We start from the raw sequence: 15,953 nt of genomic DNA on the forward strand, positions 1-15,953 counted from the left end.
GCGCGCGGTTCAGCGGCGCTCGACCAGCCCGCCGCCCAAGGCGACATACAGCGTGACCAGATTGTCGACCTGCGCACGTCGAAGCTCGATCAGCGTCTGTTCGGACGCGAACAGATTACGTTCGGCGTCGAGCACTTCGAGATAGGTCGAGACGCCCTCGCGATACCGCTTGCGCGCGAGGTCGGCGATCTGGCGCGTCGCGAGCGTACCGCGTTCCTGCGCCTCGACCTGTTCGGCGAGGTAGCGGCGTCCGGCAAGCGCATCGGCGACCTCGCGGAACGCGCCCTGCACCGTACGCTCATAGGTCGCGACGGCAATATTCTCGCGCGCCTCGGCGACCGTCAGATTGCCCTTGTTACGGCCGAAATCGAAGATCGGCAGGCTGATCGACGGGCCGAAACTCCAGCCGAAACCGTCGTTGCTGAACAGGTTGTCGAGCGAACCCGACGCGAAGCCGAGATTGCCGGTCAGCGAGATCGACGGGAAGAAGGCGGCACGCGCTGCGCCGACATTGGCGCGGGCGGCGCGCAGCCGTTCCTCCGCTGCAACCACGTCGGGTCGCGTGACGAGGAGATCCGACGGGAGACCGGCGGTCAGCGTCGGGGACTGGCCCTGCTGGACGAGCGGCAGCGGAGCGGGCAGGGGCCCCGTTACCGGGCCACCGGTCAGCACGGCGAGGAAATTGTCGGCCTGCGCCTTGGCCAGCTTCAGACTGGCGAGCTGGGTCTCGGCCTGCGTCAGCAGCGTTTCGGACTGGCGATAGTCGAGCGCCGAAGTCACCCCTGCGTCGAGACGGCGCTTCGCAATGCGTAGCCCTTCCTTGCGGCTCGTCACCGTCGCCTCGGCGAGCGCGATCTGCTCTTCGGCACCGCGCGAGGCGAAATAGGTCGAGGCGACGTCGCGGACGAGCGCGAGGCGGAAGGCGCGCTCGGCGGCCTCGGTGGCGAGATACTGGCTGCGCGCCGCTTCGGAGAGGTTTTTGACCCGACCCCAGAAATCGAGCTCGAACGAGGTCACGCCGACCCCGACCGAATAGCGGTTCGTTGTGTCGGTCCCCTGTCCGGTCAGCGACGGGCCGCGCGTTCGTGTCGCCTCGGCGCTTGCGCCCACAGTCGGCAGGCGGTCGGCAGCCTGGATGCGATAGAGCCCGCGCGCTTCCTCGATCTGCGCGATTGCGACGGCGAGGTCGCGGTTGCGCTCGATCGCCTGCGCGATCAGCAGTTCGAGCTGCGGATCGGCAAAGAAATCGCGCCAGGCGACATCGGTCGCCCGCTGGCCGAGCGTCACGTCGCCCGCGAATTCGGCCGGATAGTCGGCAGCGGTCGAGAGCGGCGGACGCTCGTGCTTCGGCGCCATATTGACGCATCCGGTGAGCGTCGTCGCCGCGAGCAGCGCGATCAGGTTACGCATGGCCGGGTTCCTCATGATGGCCTTTCTCGGCAGGGGCAGGGGGCCGCTTGCGGCTGAGCCATTTGCGCACCGACAGGTAGAAGAGCGGGATGAAGAAAATGCCGAGCAGAGTGGCTGCGATCATCCCGCCCATCACGCCCGATCCGACTGCGATCCGGCTCGCTGCACCGGCGCCGCTCGCGATGACGAGCGGGACCATGCCGAGGATGAAGGCGAGGCTGGTCATGATGATCGGGCGAAGGCGAAGCTTGACCGCTTCCATCACCGCGTCGAGCGTTGACTTGCCCTCGGCCTCCTGTTCGATCGCGAATTCGACGATCAGGATCGCATTCTTCGCCGCGAGGCCGATGATCGTGATCAGCCCGACGTTGAAGTAGATGTCTGCGCTGAGGCCACGGAGCATCGAGAAGAGCACCGCGCCGAGCACGCCGAGCGGTACCACGAGCAGCACCGCGACCGGCACCGACCAGCTTTCGTAGAGCGCGGCGAGCAGCAGGAAGACGACGACGAGCGACAGGCCGAGCAGCATGCCGATCTGGCCCGCCGACTGTTTCTCCTCATAGGAGATGCCCGTCCATTCGTACGAGAATCCGGCCGGCAGCTGCGATGCGAGCCGTTCCATTTCGGCCATCGCCTCGCCGGTCGACTGGCCCGGCGCGGGCTCGCCCGAAATCGTCATCGCGGGATAGCCGTTGTAGCGCTGGAGCTGCGGCGCTTCGGCCGACCATTCGGCCTTGCTGAACGATCCGAAGGGGACCATGTCGCCGTTTGCGCTCCGTACGCGCAGGTCGAGCACGTCCTGTGGCGTCATGCGGCTCGCGGCATCGGCCTGCAGCAGCACGCGCAATACGCGGCCCTCGCGGGTGAAGTCATTGGCATAGGCACTGCCGAAGCTGATCGCGAGCGTCGCATTGACGTCGCCGATCGACAGGCCGAGCGCGCGCGCCTGGATGCGATCGATATCGACCTTCAGCACCGGCGCGTCCTCCTGACCCTCGGGACGGACGTTGGCGAGCAGCTTGCTCTGCATCGCGCCGCCGAGCATCTGGTTCCGCGCGGCGATCAATGCTTCGCGCCCGTTGCCGCCGCGGTCCTGCAGTTTGAAGGTGAAACCGCTCGACGTGCCCAGTTCGGGAATCGACGGCGGACTCAGCGAAAAGGCGAACGCCTCCTTGATGTTCGAAAAGGCGCCCATTGCCTTGCCGGCAATCGCATCGGCGCTGTTTTCCTGACCCTTGCGTTCGTCCCATGGTTTCAGCGGCGTGAACATGATCGCGTTCGCCTGGCCCTGGCCGAAGAAGCTGAACCCGTTGACGAGCACGACATTGGCAACCTGCGGCTGCTCGGCGAAAAATTCCTTCGCCTGCTTCGTCGCTTGGTTGGTGCGCTGCGTGGTGGCGCCCGGCGGCGCCTGGATCACGGTGATCAGAAAGCCCTGGTCTTCCTGCGGCAGGAAGGATCCGGGCAGGCGGAAGAACAGCAGCGCGGTTACCGCGACCATCGCCACGAACACGCCGAGCCAGCGTAGTGGCGCCGCCAGCATCTTGCCGACGCCGCCCTGATAGCGATCGGTGGTGCGCCCGAACCAGCGGTTGAACCCGCCGAAGAAGCGGTCGAAAAATGCGCCGATGCGGCCCTTGCGCTCGGTGTTGTCGTGCGGCTTGAGCAGCGTCGCGCAGAGCGCCGGTGTCAGCGTCAACGCGAGCAGCGCCGAGAAGGCGATCGAGATCGCGAGGGTCATCGAGAACTGGCGGTAGATGCCGCCGGTCGAGCCGGGGAAGAAGGCCATCGGGATGAACACCGCGATCAGCACCAGCGTGATGCCGATGATTGCCGAGGTGATCTGGCCCATCGCCTTCACCGTCGCATCATAGGGTGACAGATGCTCCTCGTTCATGATGCGCTCGACATTCTCGATCACGACGATCGCGTCGTCGACGAGAATACCGATCGCGAGCACCATGCCGAACAGCGTCAGCACGTTGATCGAGAAACCGAACATCCAGAGGCCGAGGCAAGCGCCCGCGAGCGCGATGGGGACGACCACCGTCGGGATGACGGTCGCGCGCCAGTTCTGAAGGAACAGGAACATCACGAGGAAGACGAGCAGCATGGCTTCGCCCAGCGTCTTCACCACCTCCTCGATCGACAGGCTGATGAACGGCGTCGTGTCATAGGGGATCGACCAGGTGACGTCGGGCGGAAAGCCCTTCGACAGCTCGTCCATGCGGTCGCGGATACCCTGCGCGGTCGACAGCGCATTGGCGCCCGGCGTCAGCTGGACCGCGAGGCCCGCCATCGGCTTGCCGTTGAGTTCGGACGAGAAGAGATAGCTCGCCGCGCCCAGCTCGACGCGCCCGACATCGCCGAGCGTGACCGCCGACCCGTCGGGATTGGCGCGCAGGATGATGCTTTCGAATTGCTCGGGCTTGGTGAAGCGGCCCTGCGTCGTGATCACGGCGTTGAGTTGCGCGCCCTTGGCGATCGGCTGGTCGCCGAGCTGGCCACCCGGCGTCTGGCTGTTCTGTTCCTGCACCGCGCCCAGCGCCTCGGCGGGCGACAGATTGTGCGACGCCAGCTTTTGCGGGTCAAGCCAGATGCGCATCGCATATTCGGGCGCGAACGCCTGGACATTGCCGACCCCGTTCACGCGGCGCAGTTCGTCGAGCACGCGCGTGTTCGCGAAGTTGTTGACCTCCATCGGGTCGGTGTTGCCGCTCTTCGAGGTGATCGCGACGATCAGCAGAAAGCCCGAATTGGCTTCTGTGACCGAAATGCCCTGACGGCGCACATCTTCGGGCAGCCGCTGCTCGACGCGGCGCAGGCGATTCTGCACCTCCATCTGCGCATTGTCGATATCGGTCCCGGCCTCGAAGGTCAGCGTGATCGACGCAGTCCCGTTCGATTCGCTGGTCGAGGCCATGTAGAGGAAACCCTCGACCCCGTTCAGTTCCTGCTCGATGACCTGCGTGACATTCTGTTCGAGCGTGCTGGCGTCGGCACCCGGATAGGTGACGCCGATGGTCAATGAGGGAGGCGCCACCGACGGATATTGCTCCACGGGAAGCCCGCGCAGCGCGATGATCCCGGCGAGCAGGATGCCGATGGCGATGACCCAGGAGAAGATGGGCCGGTCGATGAAGAAACGGGGGGTCATGTCAGGTCAGCGCTTCGCCGCGGGAGTCGACGCGGTTCCCTTGGGTTGCGCGACGCGCACCGGCTGGCCCGGCTGCACCTTCTGCAATCCGTCGACGATCACCCGGTCGCCGGGCTTCAGCCCGTCGAGGATCGCCCACTGCCCGGCGACCATTGTGCCGAGCTTCACCGGGCGCGGAGTCGCGACATTCTTGGCATCAAGCACCATCACGCTCGCATTGTCTGCGGCCAGCTTGACCGCGCGCTGCGGGATCAGCACGCCGTCGGCGCGGTCGCCCGCAAAGATCCGCGCCCGCACGAACTGGCCGGGCAGCAGCGCCGAGGTCGGGTTCGGAAATTCGGCGCGGAGCGCCGCGGTGCCCGTCGCCTCGTCGATCGAGAGGTCGAAAAAGTCGAGGTGACCCGTGACCGGATAAGCGGTGCCGTCCTCGAGAATCAGTTGCACCTCAACACGCTCGATCTGCGGCGCGTTGACCTTGCCAGCCTCCATGTCGCGGCGCGTTGCGAGCAAATCCGAACTCGACTGGCCGAAATTGACGTAAACCCGGTCGATCTGTTCGATCGTCGTGAGCAGCGTGCCTTGCCCTGCGCTGACCAGCGCCCCCTCGGTGACTTCGGCGCGGCGGGCGCGGCCCGAAATGGGTGCCGTCACCGATGCATAGCCGAGGTTGAGGCGCGCCGATTCCAGATTGGCTTGCGCCGCCGCCACATCGGCTTCGGCGGTGCGCTGCGCGGCGACGGCGGCGTCATATTCCTGCTTGCCGATCGCTTGGTCGGCGAGCAGCGGCTGGTAGCGGGCGACGACCTGCCGCGCATTGGCGGCGGTGGCCTGCGCCCGGGCAAGCTGCGCACGCGCGGCATTGGCGGTCGCGATCAGTTCGCGCGGATCGATGCGGAACAGGGGAGTCCCGGCACGAACATAGCTGCCTTCGTTGAACAGGCGGCGCTCGACGATGCCGTTGACGCGGGCGCGCACCTCCGACGTGCGATAAGCCTGCACGCGGCCAGGCAGTTCGATAACATTCGGTACTGCCTGCGTACGGATCGTCACGATATTGACCTCTGGCGGCGGCGGAGCCGGCGGCGCCTCGGACGAGCAGGATGCCAGCAGCAAGGCCAGCGCAGCGCCGGCGGCGCAGCTGAGAGGGCGGACGCGACTCATATGGACCCCTGAAAAATCGCAGTTGTGCGGGATTTGGTTATACGCAAAAGCTTGCGCTGATGCGCCGTGTAATTTAAATTACAGAAAAGAGCAAGGGAAGAGGGGGCGTAAATTGGACACGTCGGAAACGACCATATGTCAAATGGATAGATCATCACCACGCAAGCGGCGGCAAAGCGCGATTCTCGACGCGGCGGAGGCGCTGTTCCTCGAACAGGGATATGAACGGACGAGCCTCGCCGAAATCGTGAAGCGCTCGGGCGGCTCCCTCGCGACGCTTTACGAGTTGTTCGGCAACAAGCAGGGCCTGCTGCGCGCGATCGCGACGCGCTGGAGCGACGAAGCGATGCTGAGGTCGCTCGACGACGACGCGACGCGGGGGCTGTCGAGCGTCGAAATCCTGAAGAGCTATGCGCACTGCCAGAAGGAACTGATGGAATCGCCGCACGCGGTCGCCCTGATGCGCATGTTGATATCCGAAAGCCTGCGCGACCACGAATTCGCGATGCAGATATATCACGATCTTCATGTGCCGGCACTGGAGGAGCTGATCGATTTGTTCGCTGAATGGGCGGCAACGGGCAGGGCGGAGATTGACCGCCCGGATGCCGCGGCGCGCCTGTTTTTCGATATCGTCGTCGGCGATTCCATGCTGAACACGCTGATGGGGATCGACGTCGAGTGGCTGGACCCGGAGCAGATCGACTGGCGGCTTCAGCCTTTCCTTTCGCATTTCAAGATCCGGTAGGACTTGTCTCCGGTCGCCGCGCACATGTTGACATGGTTGTAAATAGCTGAAAGCGTGGGAACTCCTGAAACGGGAGTCCAGCGCATTGGCCAGTACCGCCCTGCCTTCGGCCCTGTCGGCCGACGAAGCGCCCGCGTTACGTCCCCGGACCGTTGCCGCCTATGCCGGGACGGCGGGGCCGACCGTAATCCTCGGCCTGCCGTTCAGCGTTTATCTGCCGCCCTATATTGCCGAGGGAGGGGTGATTTCGGTGGCGCTGGTCGGACTGCTTTTCTCGCTCACCACCATATGGGACGGCGTCGTCGATCCGTTGATCGGCACGGTGATCGACCGCGTTCGCACCGGCCCCGGCGCCCATCGGCGCTGGATGCTCATCGCGATTGGGCCGCTGTCACTGCTGTTGCTCGCGCTCGTGACGGTCGGCGACCGGTTGCCCTTCGCCGCGCTCTTCCTGATGATGGTGCTCTTCTATTCGAGCTACAGCCTTTACGAGGTGGCGCAGCTCTCCTGGGGTTCGGCGCTGGTGCATACGCCGGCGGACAGCGCGCTTCTCTACGGCATGCGCGACTGGTTCGCGAAGGTCGCGCTGATCCTCGCCTTTGCCGCGCCGGCGGCGGCGCAATTGCTGATCCCGGGTATCAGCCTGCAGGGGCGAATCATGGCCTATGCCAGCCTCTTCCTCCTGATGGTGCCGATCGCGCTGCTCGCGATCCGGCGCGTTCCACTTCGCCCGGTCGTCGCCGAACCCGGCATCGGCTGGCGGCAGGAGATACGCGCGTCACTGTCTTTTCCGCCGCTGCTGCTGCTGCTCGGCGTGCAATTTCTCAACAGCTTCGCCTTCGGCTCGCTGACCGCGCTTTTCGTCTTCTTCGCCGCTGCGGTGCTCGATCTTGATGCGCAGAGCGCGGTACTGCTCTTTGCAAGTTTCGTCGGCGGCGCGCTCGCGTCGCCGGTCTGGACCTTTCTCGCGCGCCGTTTCGGCAAGCCGCCGATGATGATGGCGATGGGACTCCTGATTTCCGGCTTGCTCGTCGCGACCCTTATGCAGGAACCCCGCGGCCTGGCGCAGGCGGTCGGCTTCTCGCTCATGCTCGGCACGGGCTTCGTCGGATTGCTTTTCACCTATTCGATGCTCGCGGACCTGATCCCGCGCGATGCCGAACGCTGCGGGCGCGGGCGCTCGGCCTTTCTCTTCGCGCTGTTGAACCTGATGCAGAAATTCGGCGTCGCCGCGGCGATCGCGGTCAGCTATCTTCTGCTCGACCTCGTCGGTTTCGATCCGCGAAACGGCGAGGCAACAGCGCGTGCATTGCATTTCGTCTTCGCATTGCAACCCACGGCGAGCTGGATGATCATGGTCGGTCTGCTGGTCCTGATGCAGCGCGAGCTTGCCCGCGCGCCTGCACTTGCAATCGCCGCGCCGCCCAAGTAAAGGCCGCTTTCATTCGGACAGATGCGCCGCTCTCCTTCCGCCTTTCGCCGACATCGTCGGGGAGGGTGGGCGGACTATTGCCCAAAGCGCGCTTGACGCGTCGGGGGCGGCAACCCATCTGGCCCGGATCACTGACGCATGAAGGACAGGACGATCGACATGGCGAAGACCAGCCCCGGGCAGTTCATCAACCAGGTGAAAGCGGAAGCCCAGAAGATCGTGTGGCCGACGAGCCGCGAAACGGTGCAGACGACGATCATGGTGCTGATCATGACGACGATCCTCTCGCTGTTCTTCTTTGGCGTCGACACGGTTTTCAACGCGATCGTCAGCTGGCTGACGTCGCTCGCGCGCTGATCGCGCGCGATTACAGGGACAGGATACGGATAAACATGGCGCGCTGGTACATCATTCACGCCTATTCGGGTTTCGAGAACAAGGTTCGCGATTCGGTGCTCGCAGAGGCCGAGCGCATGGGCCTCACCGACTTCGTCGAAGCGGTCGAGGTCCCCGTCGAGACCGTCACCGAAGTGAAGCGCGGCAAGAAGGTGCAGGCTGAACGGAAGTTCTTTCCCGGCTATGTCCTCGCCAAGCTGACGATGACTGACGATGTCTATCACTTGGTCAAGAACACGCCGAAGGTGACGGGCTTTCTCGGTTCGTCGGGCAAGCCGCAGGCGATCAGCGAAGCCGAGGCCGCGCGCATCCTCAACAGCAAGGAAGAGGCTGCGGCCCGTCCGAAGACCGAAATCCGCGTCGACTATGAAATCGGCGATCAGGTCAAGGTGCTCGACGGTCCCTTCGCCAGCTTCAACGGGCTGGTCGAGGAACTCGATTTCGAAAAGGCGCGGGTCAAGGTGTCGGTGTCGATCTTCGGTCGCGCCACCCCGGTCGAACTCGACTTCGAACAGGTCGAACGCTTCAAATAATATCGCGGCGCGCCTTTGCGGGCGCGCGCGAAATCCACTGAATGGAACCAGCGCATGAGCCTTTCTCCCGACGAGATCCAGGCTCGCATCGATCGCGCCCGTACGATTCAGGCGACCCTCTCGCCGGAGAAGGTCGTGGCGGCGGTCACGCGCCTGTTCGAACTCGACCCGGTACCGGGGCTTGAGGACGAGTTCACTTTTCCCGCGTTCGACAAGCCGACCCGCCAGCGCATCTTCGGCGGGCAGGTGATCGCGCAGGCGCTTGCCGCCGCGGCGCGCACCGTCGATCCGGGCAAGCCGGCGCATTCGCTCCACGCCTACTTCCTGCGCGGCGGCGACGAGGCGAAGCCGCTCCATTTCCGCGTTCACCGCGACTTCGACGGCCGCAGCTTCGCGAACCGCCGCGTCGTCGTTCGCCAGGACGGCAAGGTCATCTTCAACCTGACCGCCTCTTTCCATGCGCCCGAACCCGGCGCGACGCATCAGGCGCCGATGCCCGACGTGCTGCCGCCCGAGGAATGCCCCGAACTGGTCGAGAATCTGGCGGCCGACCCCAATGTCAGCGATGCGCAGCTCGAACGCATGGCGCGGCTGCGGCCGTTCGAGACCCGCAATTTCCGCCCGGCTTCGACCGAGCGCGGAACCCAACATTATCAATGGTACCGGCTCGCGGCGCCGATCGGCGACGATCCGCTGCTGCACCGCGCCTTCCTTGCCTATGTGTCGGACATGGGCCTTCTGTCCTCGTCGCTGCTGCCGCACGGCTTCACCTGGTCGACGCCGGGGCTGTTTTCGACCAGCCTCGATCACGCGATGTGGTTCCATGGCGATATCCGCGTCGACGACTGGTTCGTCTATGTGATGGACAGCGACTGGACGGGTGGTGGCCGCGGAATCAACCGCGGACTGATCTATCGCCGCGACGGTACGCTCATCGCATCGGCAATGCAGGAAGGCCTGCTCCGCGTCACCTCGCCCGCTCCGGACGCATAAGGCTTGTTTTCCGGCGCCTTTGCGCTTATGGGCGCCGCTTCGCGTCAGACAAGGACGTGATTCCGCGCGGGAGGAAGGGGTGATGCCCTTCTGTTCGACCGCTTATTTTGAGGCTTTCCCCTTGGGGAGAGTCGACAGAAAGAAAGGAGGCCGTCATGGCCAAGAAGATCAGCGGCTATATCAAGCTGCAGGTGCCCGCCGGCACCGCCAACCCGTCGCCGCCGCTCGGGCCGGCGCTCGGTCAGCGCGGTGTCAACATCATGGAATTCTGCAAGGCGTTCAACGCCGCGACCGATTCCCTGGACAAGGGTACGCCGACCCCGACCATCATCACCGTCTATGCCGACAAGAGCTTCTCGTTCGTCACGAAGACGCCGCCGGCGACCTATCTGATCAAGAAGGCCGCGAACCTGAAGTCGGGTTCGAAGGAGCCGGGCAAGATCAGCGGCGGCAAGATCGCCCGCTCGAAGCTGACCGAAATCGCCGAGATCAAGATGAAGGATCTCAACGCGAACGACCTGGAACAGGCGACGAAGATCATCGAAGGCAGCGCCCGCTCGATGGGCCTCGAAGTGACGGAGGGCTGATCCGATGGCAAAGCTGACCAAGAAGCAGAAGGCCCTCGAGGGCAAGGTCGACGCGCTGAAGCTGCACGGCGTCGACGAAGCGATCAAGCTGGTGCGCGAACTGGCGACCGCCAAGTTCGACGAAACGCTCGAAATCGCGATGAACCTCGGCGTCGATCCGCGTCACGCCGACCAGATGGTCCGCGGCGTCGTCACGCTGCCCGCCGGCACTGGCAAGGACGTCAAGGTCGCGGTCTTCGCGCGCGGCGACAACGCCGACAAGGCGCTGGCCGCCGGCGCCGACAAGGTCGGTGCCGAAGACCTGATGGAAGACATGCTCGCGGGTAACCTCGACTATGGCCGCGTCATCGCGACGCCGGACATGATGGGCATCGTCGGCCGCCTCGGCAAGACGCTGGGTCCGAAGGGCCTGATGCCGAACCCGAAGCTGGGCACCGTGACCCCGAACGTCGCCGAAGCCGTGAAGGCCGCCAAGGGTGGCCAGATCGAATTCCGCGTCGAAAAGGTCGGCATCATCCACGCCGGCCTCGGCAAGCTGTCGTTCGGCGAGGAAAAGCTCCGCCAGAACTTCGACGCCTTCGTCGACGCGATCGTCAAGGCGAAGCCGGCCGGTGCCAAGGGCAAATATGTCCGCAAGGTCGCGCTGTCGTCGTCGATGGGTCCGGGCGTGAAGGTCGACACGGCCGACGTCGCCGGCGCCTGATCGGCACCGCAACGATTTAAGGGAAGGGCCGGGGGAAACTCCGGCCCTTTTTTCTGGCTGCATTCCGGTTCTGCTGGAAATCGGCGCGTGTCAGCCTTCGTCGAACGGCCAGACTTCGATCACGCCATGAGCCACCGCGCAGGGCGATTTTGAAACCAGTTCGATCGCCTCGGCGAGATCGGTCGCTTCGATCAAGGCAAAGCCCGCAACCGGCAGGGACGAGGACATGAAGGCACCCTGCTGTGTTTCGGCACCGCCGGCATCGGGATTGCGGACCTGCACAGGCCGTCCGGCAATGCCCATAAGCGCGCCGCGTCTTTTTAGCAGATCGTCATTGGCATGGGCAGCCGCCCGCGCATTGGCAGAAATCTTGTCATAGCCGGCCCGCTCGCCGTACCCGATCGTCATGAATTTCGGCATCTGGTAATCCTCGCTTCCGGATTCGGAACCGGTGGCCGTTTCCGGAAGTTCCACCGGACAACTTCGATGGATATCCGAAGGGAAGGGAATTCGGCGGAATTCCGGCGTTCGTCAATCGCCGTTGGCGATCACTCCTGCTTCCGAAATTCGATCAGATCCCATTTGTTGCCATAGAGATCGAGGAAGACCGCGACGGTACCATAGTCGGCCTCCAGCGGTTCGCGCTCGATCCGCACGCCCTTGTCGAGCAGGCGCCGATAGTCGCGCGCGAAATCGTCGGTCTGCAGAAACAGGAAGACGCGCCCGCCCGACTGGTTGCCGATAAATTCCGCCTGTTCCGCATTCGATGCGCGCGCGAGCAGGACCGTCGCGCCGCCCGGCGGGTTGCCCGGCGGCGCCACCAGCACCCAGCGTTTGTCCTGCGCGGGCTGATAATCGTCGGCGACGAGCGTGAAACCCAGGGTCCCGACATAAAAATCGATCGCTTCGTCATAATCGCGCACGACGAGGGCGATATGTGCGAGCGACTGGCGCGTCATTCGCGGAGACCCCGTAGCGCCGCGCCCGCCGCGAACGGCCCGATCACGGTCAGCAACAGGCTTGACGCAGCGAGCAGCTTCACCGCCCCGCGCCCCGAAGGGTCGAGCATCCCCGCGCCGAAGATCAGCAGCGGCACCGCAAGCGGCAACACGAGCAGCCCGCCGATCGCGCTGCCGCCCTTGTGGTTCGCGGTCAGCGCCGCGCTCAGCACCACGAGCGAGGCGAGCGCCGGAACCGCGATGGCGATGCCAATCGCGAGCGTCTCGACGCGCGCCGCGTCCTGCGCGAGCAGCGCCGATACGGGAAGAAGCGCGATCAACAAAGGCAACCCGAAACCAATGGCATGCGCGCCAATCTTCATGGCCGCGATCACTTCGTCGGCGAACCCTCGCACTGCCAGTTGGTCAAGAACGCCGGCATCCTTGTCCGGCCGCACCAGCCGGTCGATCGGGAGCAGGGCGGCAAGCAATGCCGCGACCCACACCATCCCGCCGCCCGCGCGTCGCAGCAACGGTGCATCGGGGCCGACCGCGAACGGAAACGCCGTCGCGACAAGCAGAAAAAACAGCACCGGCAACCAAAGCGCTCCGCTGCCCCACGCGCGGCGAAGATCGCGCCAGAAGAGGGCAATGAGCGCGGTCACGCGAGTGTCCCCATGTCGAGTTCGGCCAGATCGGGAATTCCGAGCGCGAAATGCGACGCCAGCAGCAGCGCCCCGCCATTCGCGCGGTGCTTCGCAATCGCCGCGACGAGCCGCGCCTGCGCCGCCTCGTCCATCCCGTTCGCGGGCTCGTCGAGCAGCCAGATCGGCGCACCGCTCGCGATCACCCGCACCATTGCGGCGCGCTTGCGCTGCCCGGTCGACAGCATCGCCACCGGCACCTCGGCGAGCGGCGTGAGCGCCATTTCGTCCATCGCGCGGTCGACCGCATGGCCGTCGACCGTATCGACCCGCGCCCAGAAATCGAGCGCGCGGCGCAGCGGCAGTTCAGCGTCGAGCGCCGATGCCTCGTCGATCAGCGCGACCCGCTCGCGGCGCTCGACCGTGCCGAAGGCGGGGCGCAGCAGGCCGGCGGCAAGGCGGATCAGGCTCGACTTGCCGGCGCCGTTCGGCCCGCGCAGCCACAGCGCGTCACCGCGACCGAGCGCCAGCGACAGCCCTTCGAACAGCAACCGGTCGCCGCGGATGCACGCCACATTGTCGAGCCGCAAAAGCTCGGTCACGCCATATCTTCCAGCGTGTGCATGTCGTCGTCGGAGAAGCCGAAATGATGCCCGAACTCGTGGATCAGCACATGGCGTACCAGCCATTCGAGCCTCTCGCCGGTCTCGATCCACTCGACGAGAATCGGGATGCGATAGAGCGTCACCCGGTCGGGCATCCCGCCGCTCTCGCCGATGCTGCGTTCGGTCAGCGGTCGGCCCTCGTAAAGCCCGGTGAGATCGTAGGGATGCTCGATATCGAGCGAGGCCAGCACCTCGTCGTCGGCGAATTCCTCGATCGAAATCACGACGCCCTCGATATGCGACGCAAACACCGCGGGCATCGTTTTGAGCGCCGCCTCCGCCATCGCGAACAGCGCATCGGCATCGGGGGCGCCGCCGGTCCATCCGGCGGGCAAATCGGGAAGGGCAGACTTGTCGCTCATCGCAGCCTTCCTTATGGCGGCGGCACGATATTGACCAGCGGGAGAAAGAAGATGGTCCGGAAACTCGACGATGCCGAGCGCGACGCGTTGCTCGCCCGCTTTTCGGAATGGTCGCACGAACCGTCGCGCGATGCGATCACGCGCCGGTTCGAGTTCGATGATTTCGCGCGGGCTTTCGGTTTCATGGCGAGCGTGGCGATCATCGCGGAGAAGATGGATCATCATCCCGAATGGTCGAACGTCTACAATCGCGTCGACATCCTGTTGACGACGCACGACGCCGATGGCCTGTCGGAGCGGGACGCGAAGCTTGCCGAGGCGATCGAGGCTTTGCTCTGACGGCATTGGTGATAAATTGCCATCGGAGACTTGCTATGGCGTTGGACGAAATCATGATGCGGCGGATGGTGCTGACGGGCGTCGCCGGGGCGGTTGCGTTGGCCAACGCTCCGTGGGCTCTTGCCAAATTGCCCGCCAGCGGCGTGAAAGGCCTGATCGGCAATGCGTCCGACGGCGCGCTCGACAGGCTGGCGGAGCCGGGCGCCTTCTATCGCGATACGGCGGTGCGCATCCTTTTGCCCGGAGCGAACGGCAAGCTTGCGTCGAAGCTGTTCGGCATGGGCGACAAGCTGGGTCTCACCACCAATCTGACCAAAAGCCTCAACGATGCCGGCGGCAGGGCGGCGGGCGAGGCGAAGCCGGTCTTTCGCGCGGCGATCGACAATCTGCGCTGGACCGACGCGCCGGGGCTGGTGTCGAGGAATGACGGCGCAACGCACTATCTGCAGCGGAGCGCTGGCGATGTGCTGTTCGGCAAGGTGTCGCCGCTGGTCGGGTCGGCACTCGAAAATGTCGGGGCCTTTCGCCAGCTCGACCAGCTGTCGCGGGGCAATCAGCTCATGGCCTCGGCCGGATTGACGCGCGACGGGCTGACACGCTCCGTGACCGAGCAGGCGCTGAAGGGTATATTTCACTATATGGCGGACGAGGAGGCTGCGCTGCGGCGCGACCCGGCGGCGTTGCTGAAGGGGATTTTCTAGGATTTGAATCCGGGGCTGCCGTTGACACCACAGGCCCCGGATCCTATATGGCCGTCATACCCGATCGTCCGAGATAGAGCCTGACTTTGCGCAGCGGGCTGTACGGATAGGGCGTTCGGGATTTCGAGATGCGTTGGAAAGCTGCGGTAGACCGGCAACGGTTCGTCGCGGCCTTTTTGCGTCTCTCCCGCGCTCGCGAGCTATTTTATCCAAGGCGAGACAATCACTTATGGCGACCAAGGCGAAGTCGGTGGGCAAGGCCCTCGAAGCTACCGCAAGCAAGCGAATCCGCAAGCTGTTCGGCAACATCCACGAAGCGGTGGAGATGCCCAACCTCATCGAGGTGCAGCGCGAATCCTATGAACAATTCCTGCGGTCCGATCCCTCGATCGGTTATGTTTCGGGTCTCGAAAAGACGCTGCGCAGCGTTTTTCCGATCCGCGATTTCGCCGGCACCGCCGAACTCGACTTCGTCCATTACGAACTCGAAGAACCCAAGTATGACGTCGAGGAATGCCGTCAGCGCGGTATCACCTATGCGGCGCCGATGAAGGTCACGCTGCGCCTGATCGTCTTCGAGGTCGACAGCGAAACCGACACCCGTTCGGTCCTCGATATCAAGGAGCAGGACGTTTACATGGGCGACATGCCGCTCATGACCGAGAACGGCACCTTCTTCGTCAACGGCACCGAGCGCGTTATCGTGTCGCAGATGCACCGTTCGCCAGGTGTGCTCTTCGACCATGACCGCGGCAAGACCCACTCGTCGGGCAAGTTCCTGTTCGCCGCGCGCGTGATCCCGTATCGCGGTTCGTGGCTCGACTTCGAATTCGACGCCAAGGACATCGTCAATGTCCGTATCGACCGCAAGCGCAAGCTGCCGGTCACCAGCCTTCTGTATGCGCTGGGCATGTCGGGCGAGGAAATCCTCAACCATTTCTATGACCGCCTCGTCTTCGAGCGTGCGGCGAACGGCTGGAAGGTTCCGTTCGTCGTCGAGAACTGGCGCGGTGCGAAGCCCGCGTTCGACGTAGTGGACGCCAAGACCGGCGAAGTCGTCTTCGCCGCGGGCCACAAGATCAGCCCGCGCCTTGCCAACAAGGCGGCGAAGGACGGTCTCGACACGTTGCTGATCCCGACCGAGGAAATCTTCGGCCGTTACTCGGCCTATGACCTGATCAACG

General features: G+C 64.6%; 17 protein-coding genes and 1 pseudogene. 10 read left to right on the plus strand and 8 right to left on the minus strand.

Going from position 1 to position 15,953, the window contains the following annotated elements; translation table 11 throughout:
• Positions 1 to 9: 9 nt before the first annotated feature.
• The 3 genes from JHC57_RS03290 to JHC57_RS03300 are packed head-to-tail and all read right to left on the minus strand — an operon-like array spanning position 10 to position 5,728.
• Entirely contained in the window at positions 10 to 1,410 is a 1,401-nt protein-coding gene (locus JHC57_RS03290; protein ID WP_294028633.1) for an efflux transporter outer membrane subunit, read from the minus strand.
• On the minus strand, positions 1,403 to 4,567 hold the full coding sequence (locus JHC57_RS03295; protein WP_294028634.1) for an efflux RND transporter permease subunit: 3,165 nt from the start codon (positions 4,565 to 4,567) through the stop codon (positions 1,403 to 1,405). Before JHC57_RS03295 ends, JHC57_RS03290 begins: the two co-directional genes overlap by 8 nt.
• 6 nt (positions 4,568 to 4,573) lie before the next feature.
• The gene (locus JHC57_RS03300) at positions 4,574 to 5,728 is read right to left on the minus strand and encodes an efflux RND transporter periplasmic adaptor subunit (protein WP_294028636.1); all 1,155 of its coding nucleotides are present in this window, start codon (positions 5,726 to 5,728) and stop codon (positions 4,574 to 4,576) included.
• A 142-nt stretch (positions 5,729 to 5,870) separates the two neighbouring features.
• On the opposite strand from JHC57_RS03300, the gene JHC57_RS03305 reads away from it, so the two are divergent.
• The 7 genes from JHC57_RS03305 (at position 5,871) to rplA (ending at position 11,120) form a co-directional block, all read left to right on the plus strand.
• A complete protein-coding gene (locus JHC57_RS03305; RefSeq protein ID WP_294028638.1) occupies positions 5,871 to 6,476 on the plus strand; it encodes a TetR/AcrR family transcriptional regulator in 606 nt (201 codons plus the stop codon).
• Positions 6,477 to 6,561: 85 nt separating this feature from the next.
• Positions 6,562 to 7,908, plus strand: a complete 1,347-nt coding sequence (locus JHC57_RS03310; protein ID WP_294028640.1) for an MFS transporter — start codon at positions 6,562 to 6,564, stop codon at positions 7,906 to 7,908.
• A gap of 159 nt (positions 7,909 to 8,067) precedes the next feature.
• The gene (gene secE, locus JHC57_RS03315; protein ID WP_294028668.1) at positions 8,068 to 8,265 is read left to right on the plus strand and encodes a preprotein translocase subunit SecE; all 198 of its coding nucleotides are present in this window, start codon (positions 8,068 to 8,070) and stop codon (positions 8,263 to 8,265) included.
• Between the two features lie 35 nt (positions 8,266 to 8,300).
• Positions 8,301 to 8,837 (plus strand): transcription termination/antitermination protein NusG, encoded by a 537-nt coding sequence (gene nusG / locus JHC57_RS03320; RefSeq protein ID WP_294028642.1) that lies wholly within the window; start codon positions 8,301 to 8,303, stop codon positions 8,835 to 8,837.
• Between the two features lie 54 nt (positions 8,838 to 8,891).
• Positions 8,892 to 9,830, plus strand: coding sequence for an acyl-CoA thioesterase II (locus JHC57_RS03325; RefSeq protein ID WP_294028644.1), 939 nt, complete (start codon positions 8,892 to 8,894; stop codon positions 9,828 to 9,830).
• A gap of 155 nt (positions 9,831 to 9,985) precedes the next feature.
• Positions 9,986 to 10,417, plus strand: coding sequence for a 50S ribosomal protein L11 (rplK, locus tag JHC57_RS03330; RefSeq protein WP_294028646.1), 432 nt, complete (start codon positions 9,986 to 9,988; stop codon positions 10,415 to 10,417).
• Positions 10,418 to 10,421: 4 nt separating this feature from the next.
• Positions 10,422 to 11,120: a 50S ribosomal protein L1 gene (gene rplA / locus JHC57_RS03335; protein WP_294028648.1), complete on the plus strand. Its 699-nt coding sequence runs from the start codon at positions 10,422 to 10,424 to the stop codon at positions 11,118 to 11,120.
• Between the two features lie 90 nt (positions 11,121 to 11,210).
• Here rplA and JHC57_RS03340 read toward each other — a convergent pair whose 3' ends face one another.
• The 5 genes from JHC57_RS03340 to JHC57_RS03360 all read right to left on the minus strand — a co-directional run bounded on the left by JHC57_RS03340 (position 11,211) and on the right by JHC57_RS03360 (position 13,729).
• Positions 11,211 to 11,594 (minus strand): YciI family protein, encoded by a 384-nt coding sequence (locus JHC57_RS03340; protein ID WP_294028650.1) that lies wholly within the window; start codon positions 11,592 to 11,594, stop codon positions 11,211 to 11,213.
• Between the two features lie 74 nt (positions 11,595 to 11,668).
• Positions 11,669 to 12,079, minus strand: coding sequence for a VOC family protein (locus JHC57_RS03345; RefSeq protein ID WP_294028652.1), 411 nt, complete (start codon positions 12,077 to 12,079; stop codon positions 11,669 to 11,671).
• The gene (locus tag JHC57_RS03350) at positions 12,076 to 12,723 is read right to left on the minus strand and encodes a heme exporter protein CcmB (protein WP_294028654.1); all 648 of its coding nucleotides are present in this window, start codon (positions 12,721 to 12,723) and stop codon (positions 12,076 to 12,078) included. Before JHC57_RS03350 ends, JHC57_RS03345 begins: the two co-directional genes overlap by 4 nt.
• Positions 12,720 to 13,304 (minus strand): heme ABC exporter ATP-binding protein CcmA, encoded by a 585-nt coding sequence (gene ccmA / locus JHC57_RS03355; protein WP_294028656.1) that lies wholly within the window; start codon positions 13,302 to 13,304, stop codon positions 12,720 to 12,722. The genes JHC57_RS03350 and ccmA overlap by 4 nt, the downstream gene beginning before the upstream one ends.
• Entirely contained in the window at positions 13,301 to 13,729 is a 429-nt protein-coding gene (locus tag JHC57_RS03360; RefSeq protein WP_294028658.1) for a metallopeptidase family protein, read from the minus strand. The genes ccmA and JHC57_RS03360 overlap by 4 nt, the downstream gene beginning before the upstream one ends.
• 51 nt (positions 13,730 to 13,780) lie before the next feature.
• Between JHC57_RS03360 and JHC57_RS03365 the strand changes: the two genes are divergently transcribed.
• The 3 genes and pseudogenes from JHC57_RS03365 to JHC57_RS03375 form a co-directional block, all read left to right on the plus strand.
• Positions 13,781 to 14,068, plus strand: coding sequence for a 4a-hydroxytetrahydrobiopterin dehydratase (locus JHC57_RS03365; protein WP_294028660.1), 288 nt, complete (start codon positions 13,781 to 13,783; stop codon positions 14,066 to 14,068).
• 35 nt (positions 14,069 to 14,103) lie between these two features.
• Positions 14,104 to 14,769 (plus strand): DUF4197 domain-containing protein, encoded by a 666-nt coding sequence (locus tag JHC57_RS03370; protein ID WP_294028662.1) that lies wholly within the window; start codon positions 14,104 to 14,106, stop codon positions 14,767 to 14,769.
• Between the two features lie 229 nt (positions 14,770 to 14,998).
• A pseudogene (locus JHC57_RS03375) lies at positions 14,999 to 15,953 on the plus strand (DNA-directed RNA polymerase subunit beta); the annotation flags it as partial.

This window comes from Sphingopyxis sp., assembly GCF_016463645.1.
In the GTDB taxonomy this organism is placed as follows: domain Bacteria; phylum Pseudomonadota; class Alphaproteobacteria; order Sphingomonadales; family Sphingomonadaceae; genus Sphingopyxis.

Coding starts and splice junctions, on each gene's coding strand:
- JHC57_RS03365 (WP_294028660.1), top strand. CDS start 13,781: ATGGTCCGGAAACTCGACGATGCCGAGCGCGACGCGTTGCTCGCCCGC.
- JHC57_RS03305 (WP_294028638.1), top strand. CDS start 5,871: ATGGATAGATCATCACCACGCAAGCGGCGGCAAAGCGCGATTCTCGAC.
- nusG (WP_294028642.1), top strand. CDS start 8,301: ATGGCGCGCTGGTACATCATTCACGCCTATTCGGGTTTCGAGAACAAG.
- rplK (WP_294028646.1), top strand. CDS start 9,986: ATGGCCAAGAAGATCAGCGGCTATATCAAGCTGCAGGTGCCCGCCGGC.
- JHC57_RS03290 (WP_294028633.1), bottom strand. CDS start 1,410: ATGCGTAACCTGATCGCGCTGCTCGCGGCGACGACGCTCACCGGATGC.
- JHC57_RS03360 (WP_294028658.1), bottom strand. CDS start 13,729: ATGAGCGACAAGTCTGCCCTTCCCGATTTGCCCGCCGGATGGACCGGC.
- JHC57_RS03345 (WP_294028652.1), bottom strand. CDS start 12,079: ATGACGCGCCAGTCGCTCGCACATATCGCCCTCGTCGTGCGCGATTAT.
- JHC57_RS03370 (WP_294028662.1), top strand. CDS start 14,104: ATGGCGTTGGACGAAATCATGATGCGGCGGATGGTGCTGACGGGCGTC.
- JHC57_RS03325 (WP_294028644.1), top strand. CDS start 8,892: ATGAGCCTTTCTCCCGACGAGATCCAGGCTCGCATCGATCGCGCCCGT.
- JHC57_RS03300 (WP_294028636.1), bottom strand. CDS start 5,728: ATGAGTCGCGTCCGCCCTCTCAGCTGCGCCGCCGGCGCTGCGCTGGCC.
- rplA (WP_294028648.1), top strand. CDS start 10,422: ATGGCAAAGCTGACCAAGAAGCAGAAGGCCCTCGAGGGCAAGGTCGAC.
- JHC57_RS03295 (WP_294028634.1), bottom strand. CDS start 4,567: ATGACCCCCCGTTTCTTCATCGACCGGCCCATCTTCTCCTGGGTCATC.
- secE (WP_294028668.1), top strand. CDS start 8,068: ATGGCGAAGACCAGCCCCGGGCAGTTCATCAACCAGGTGAAAGCGGAA.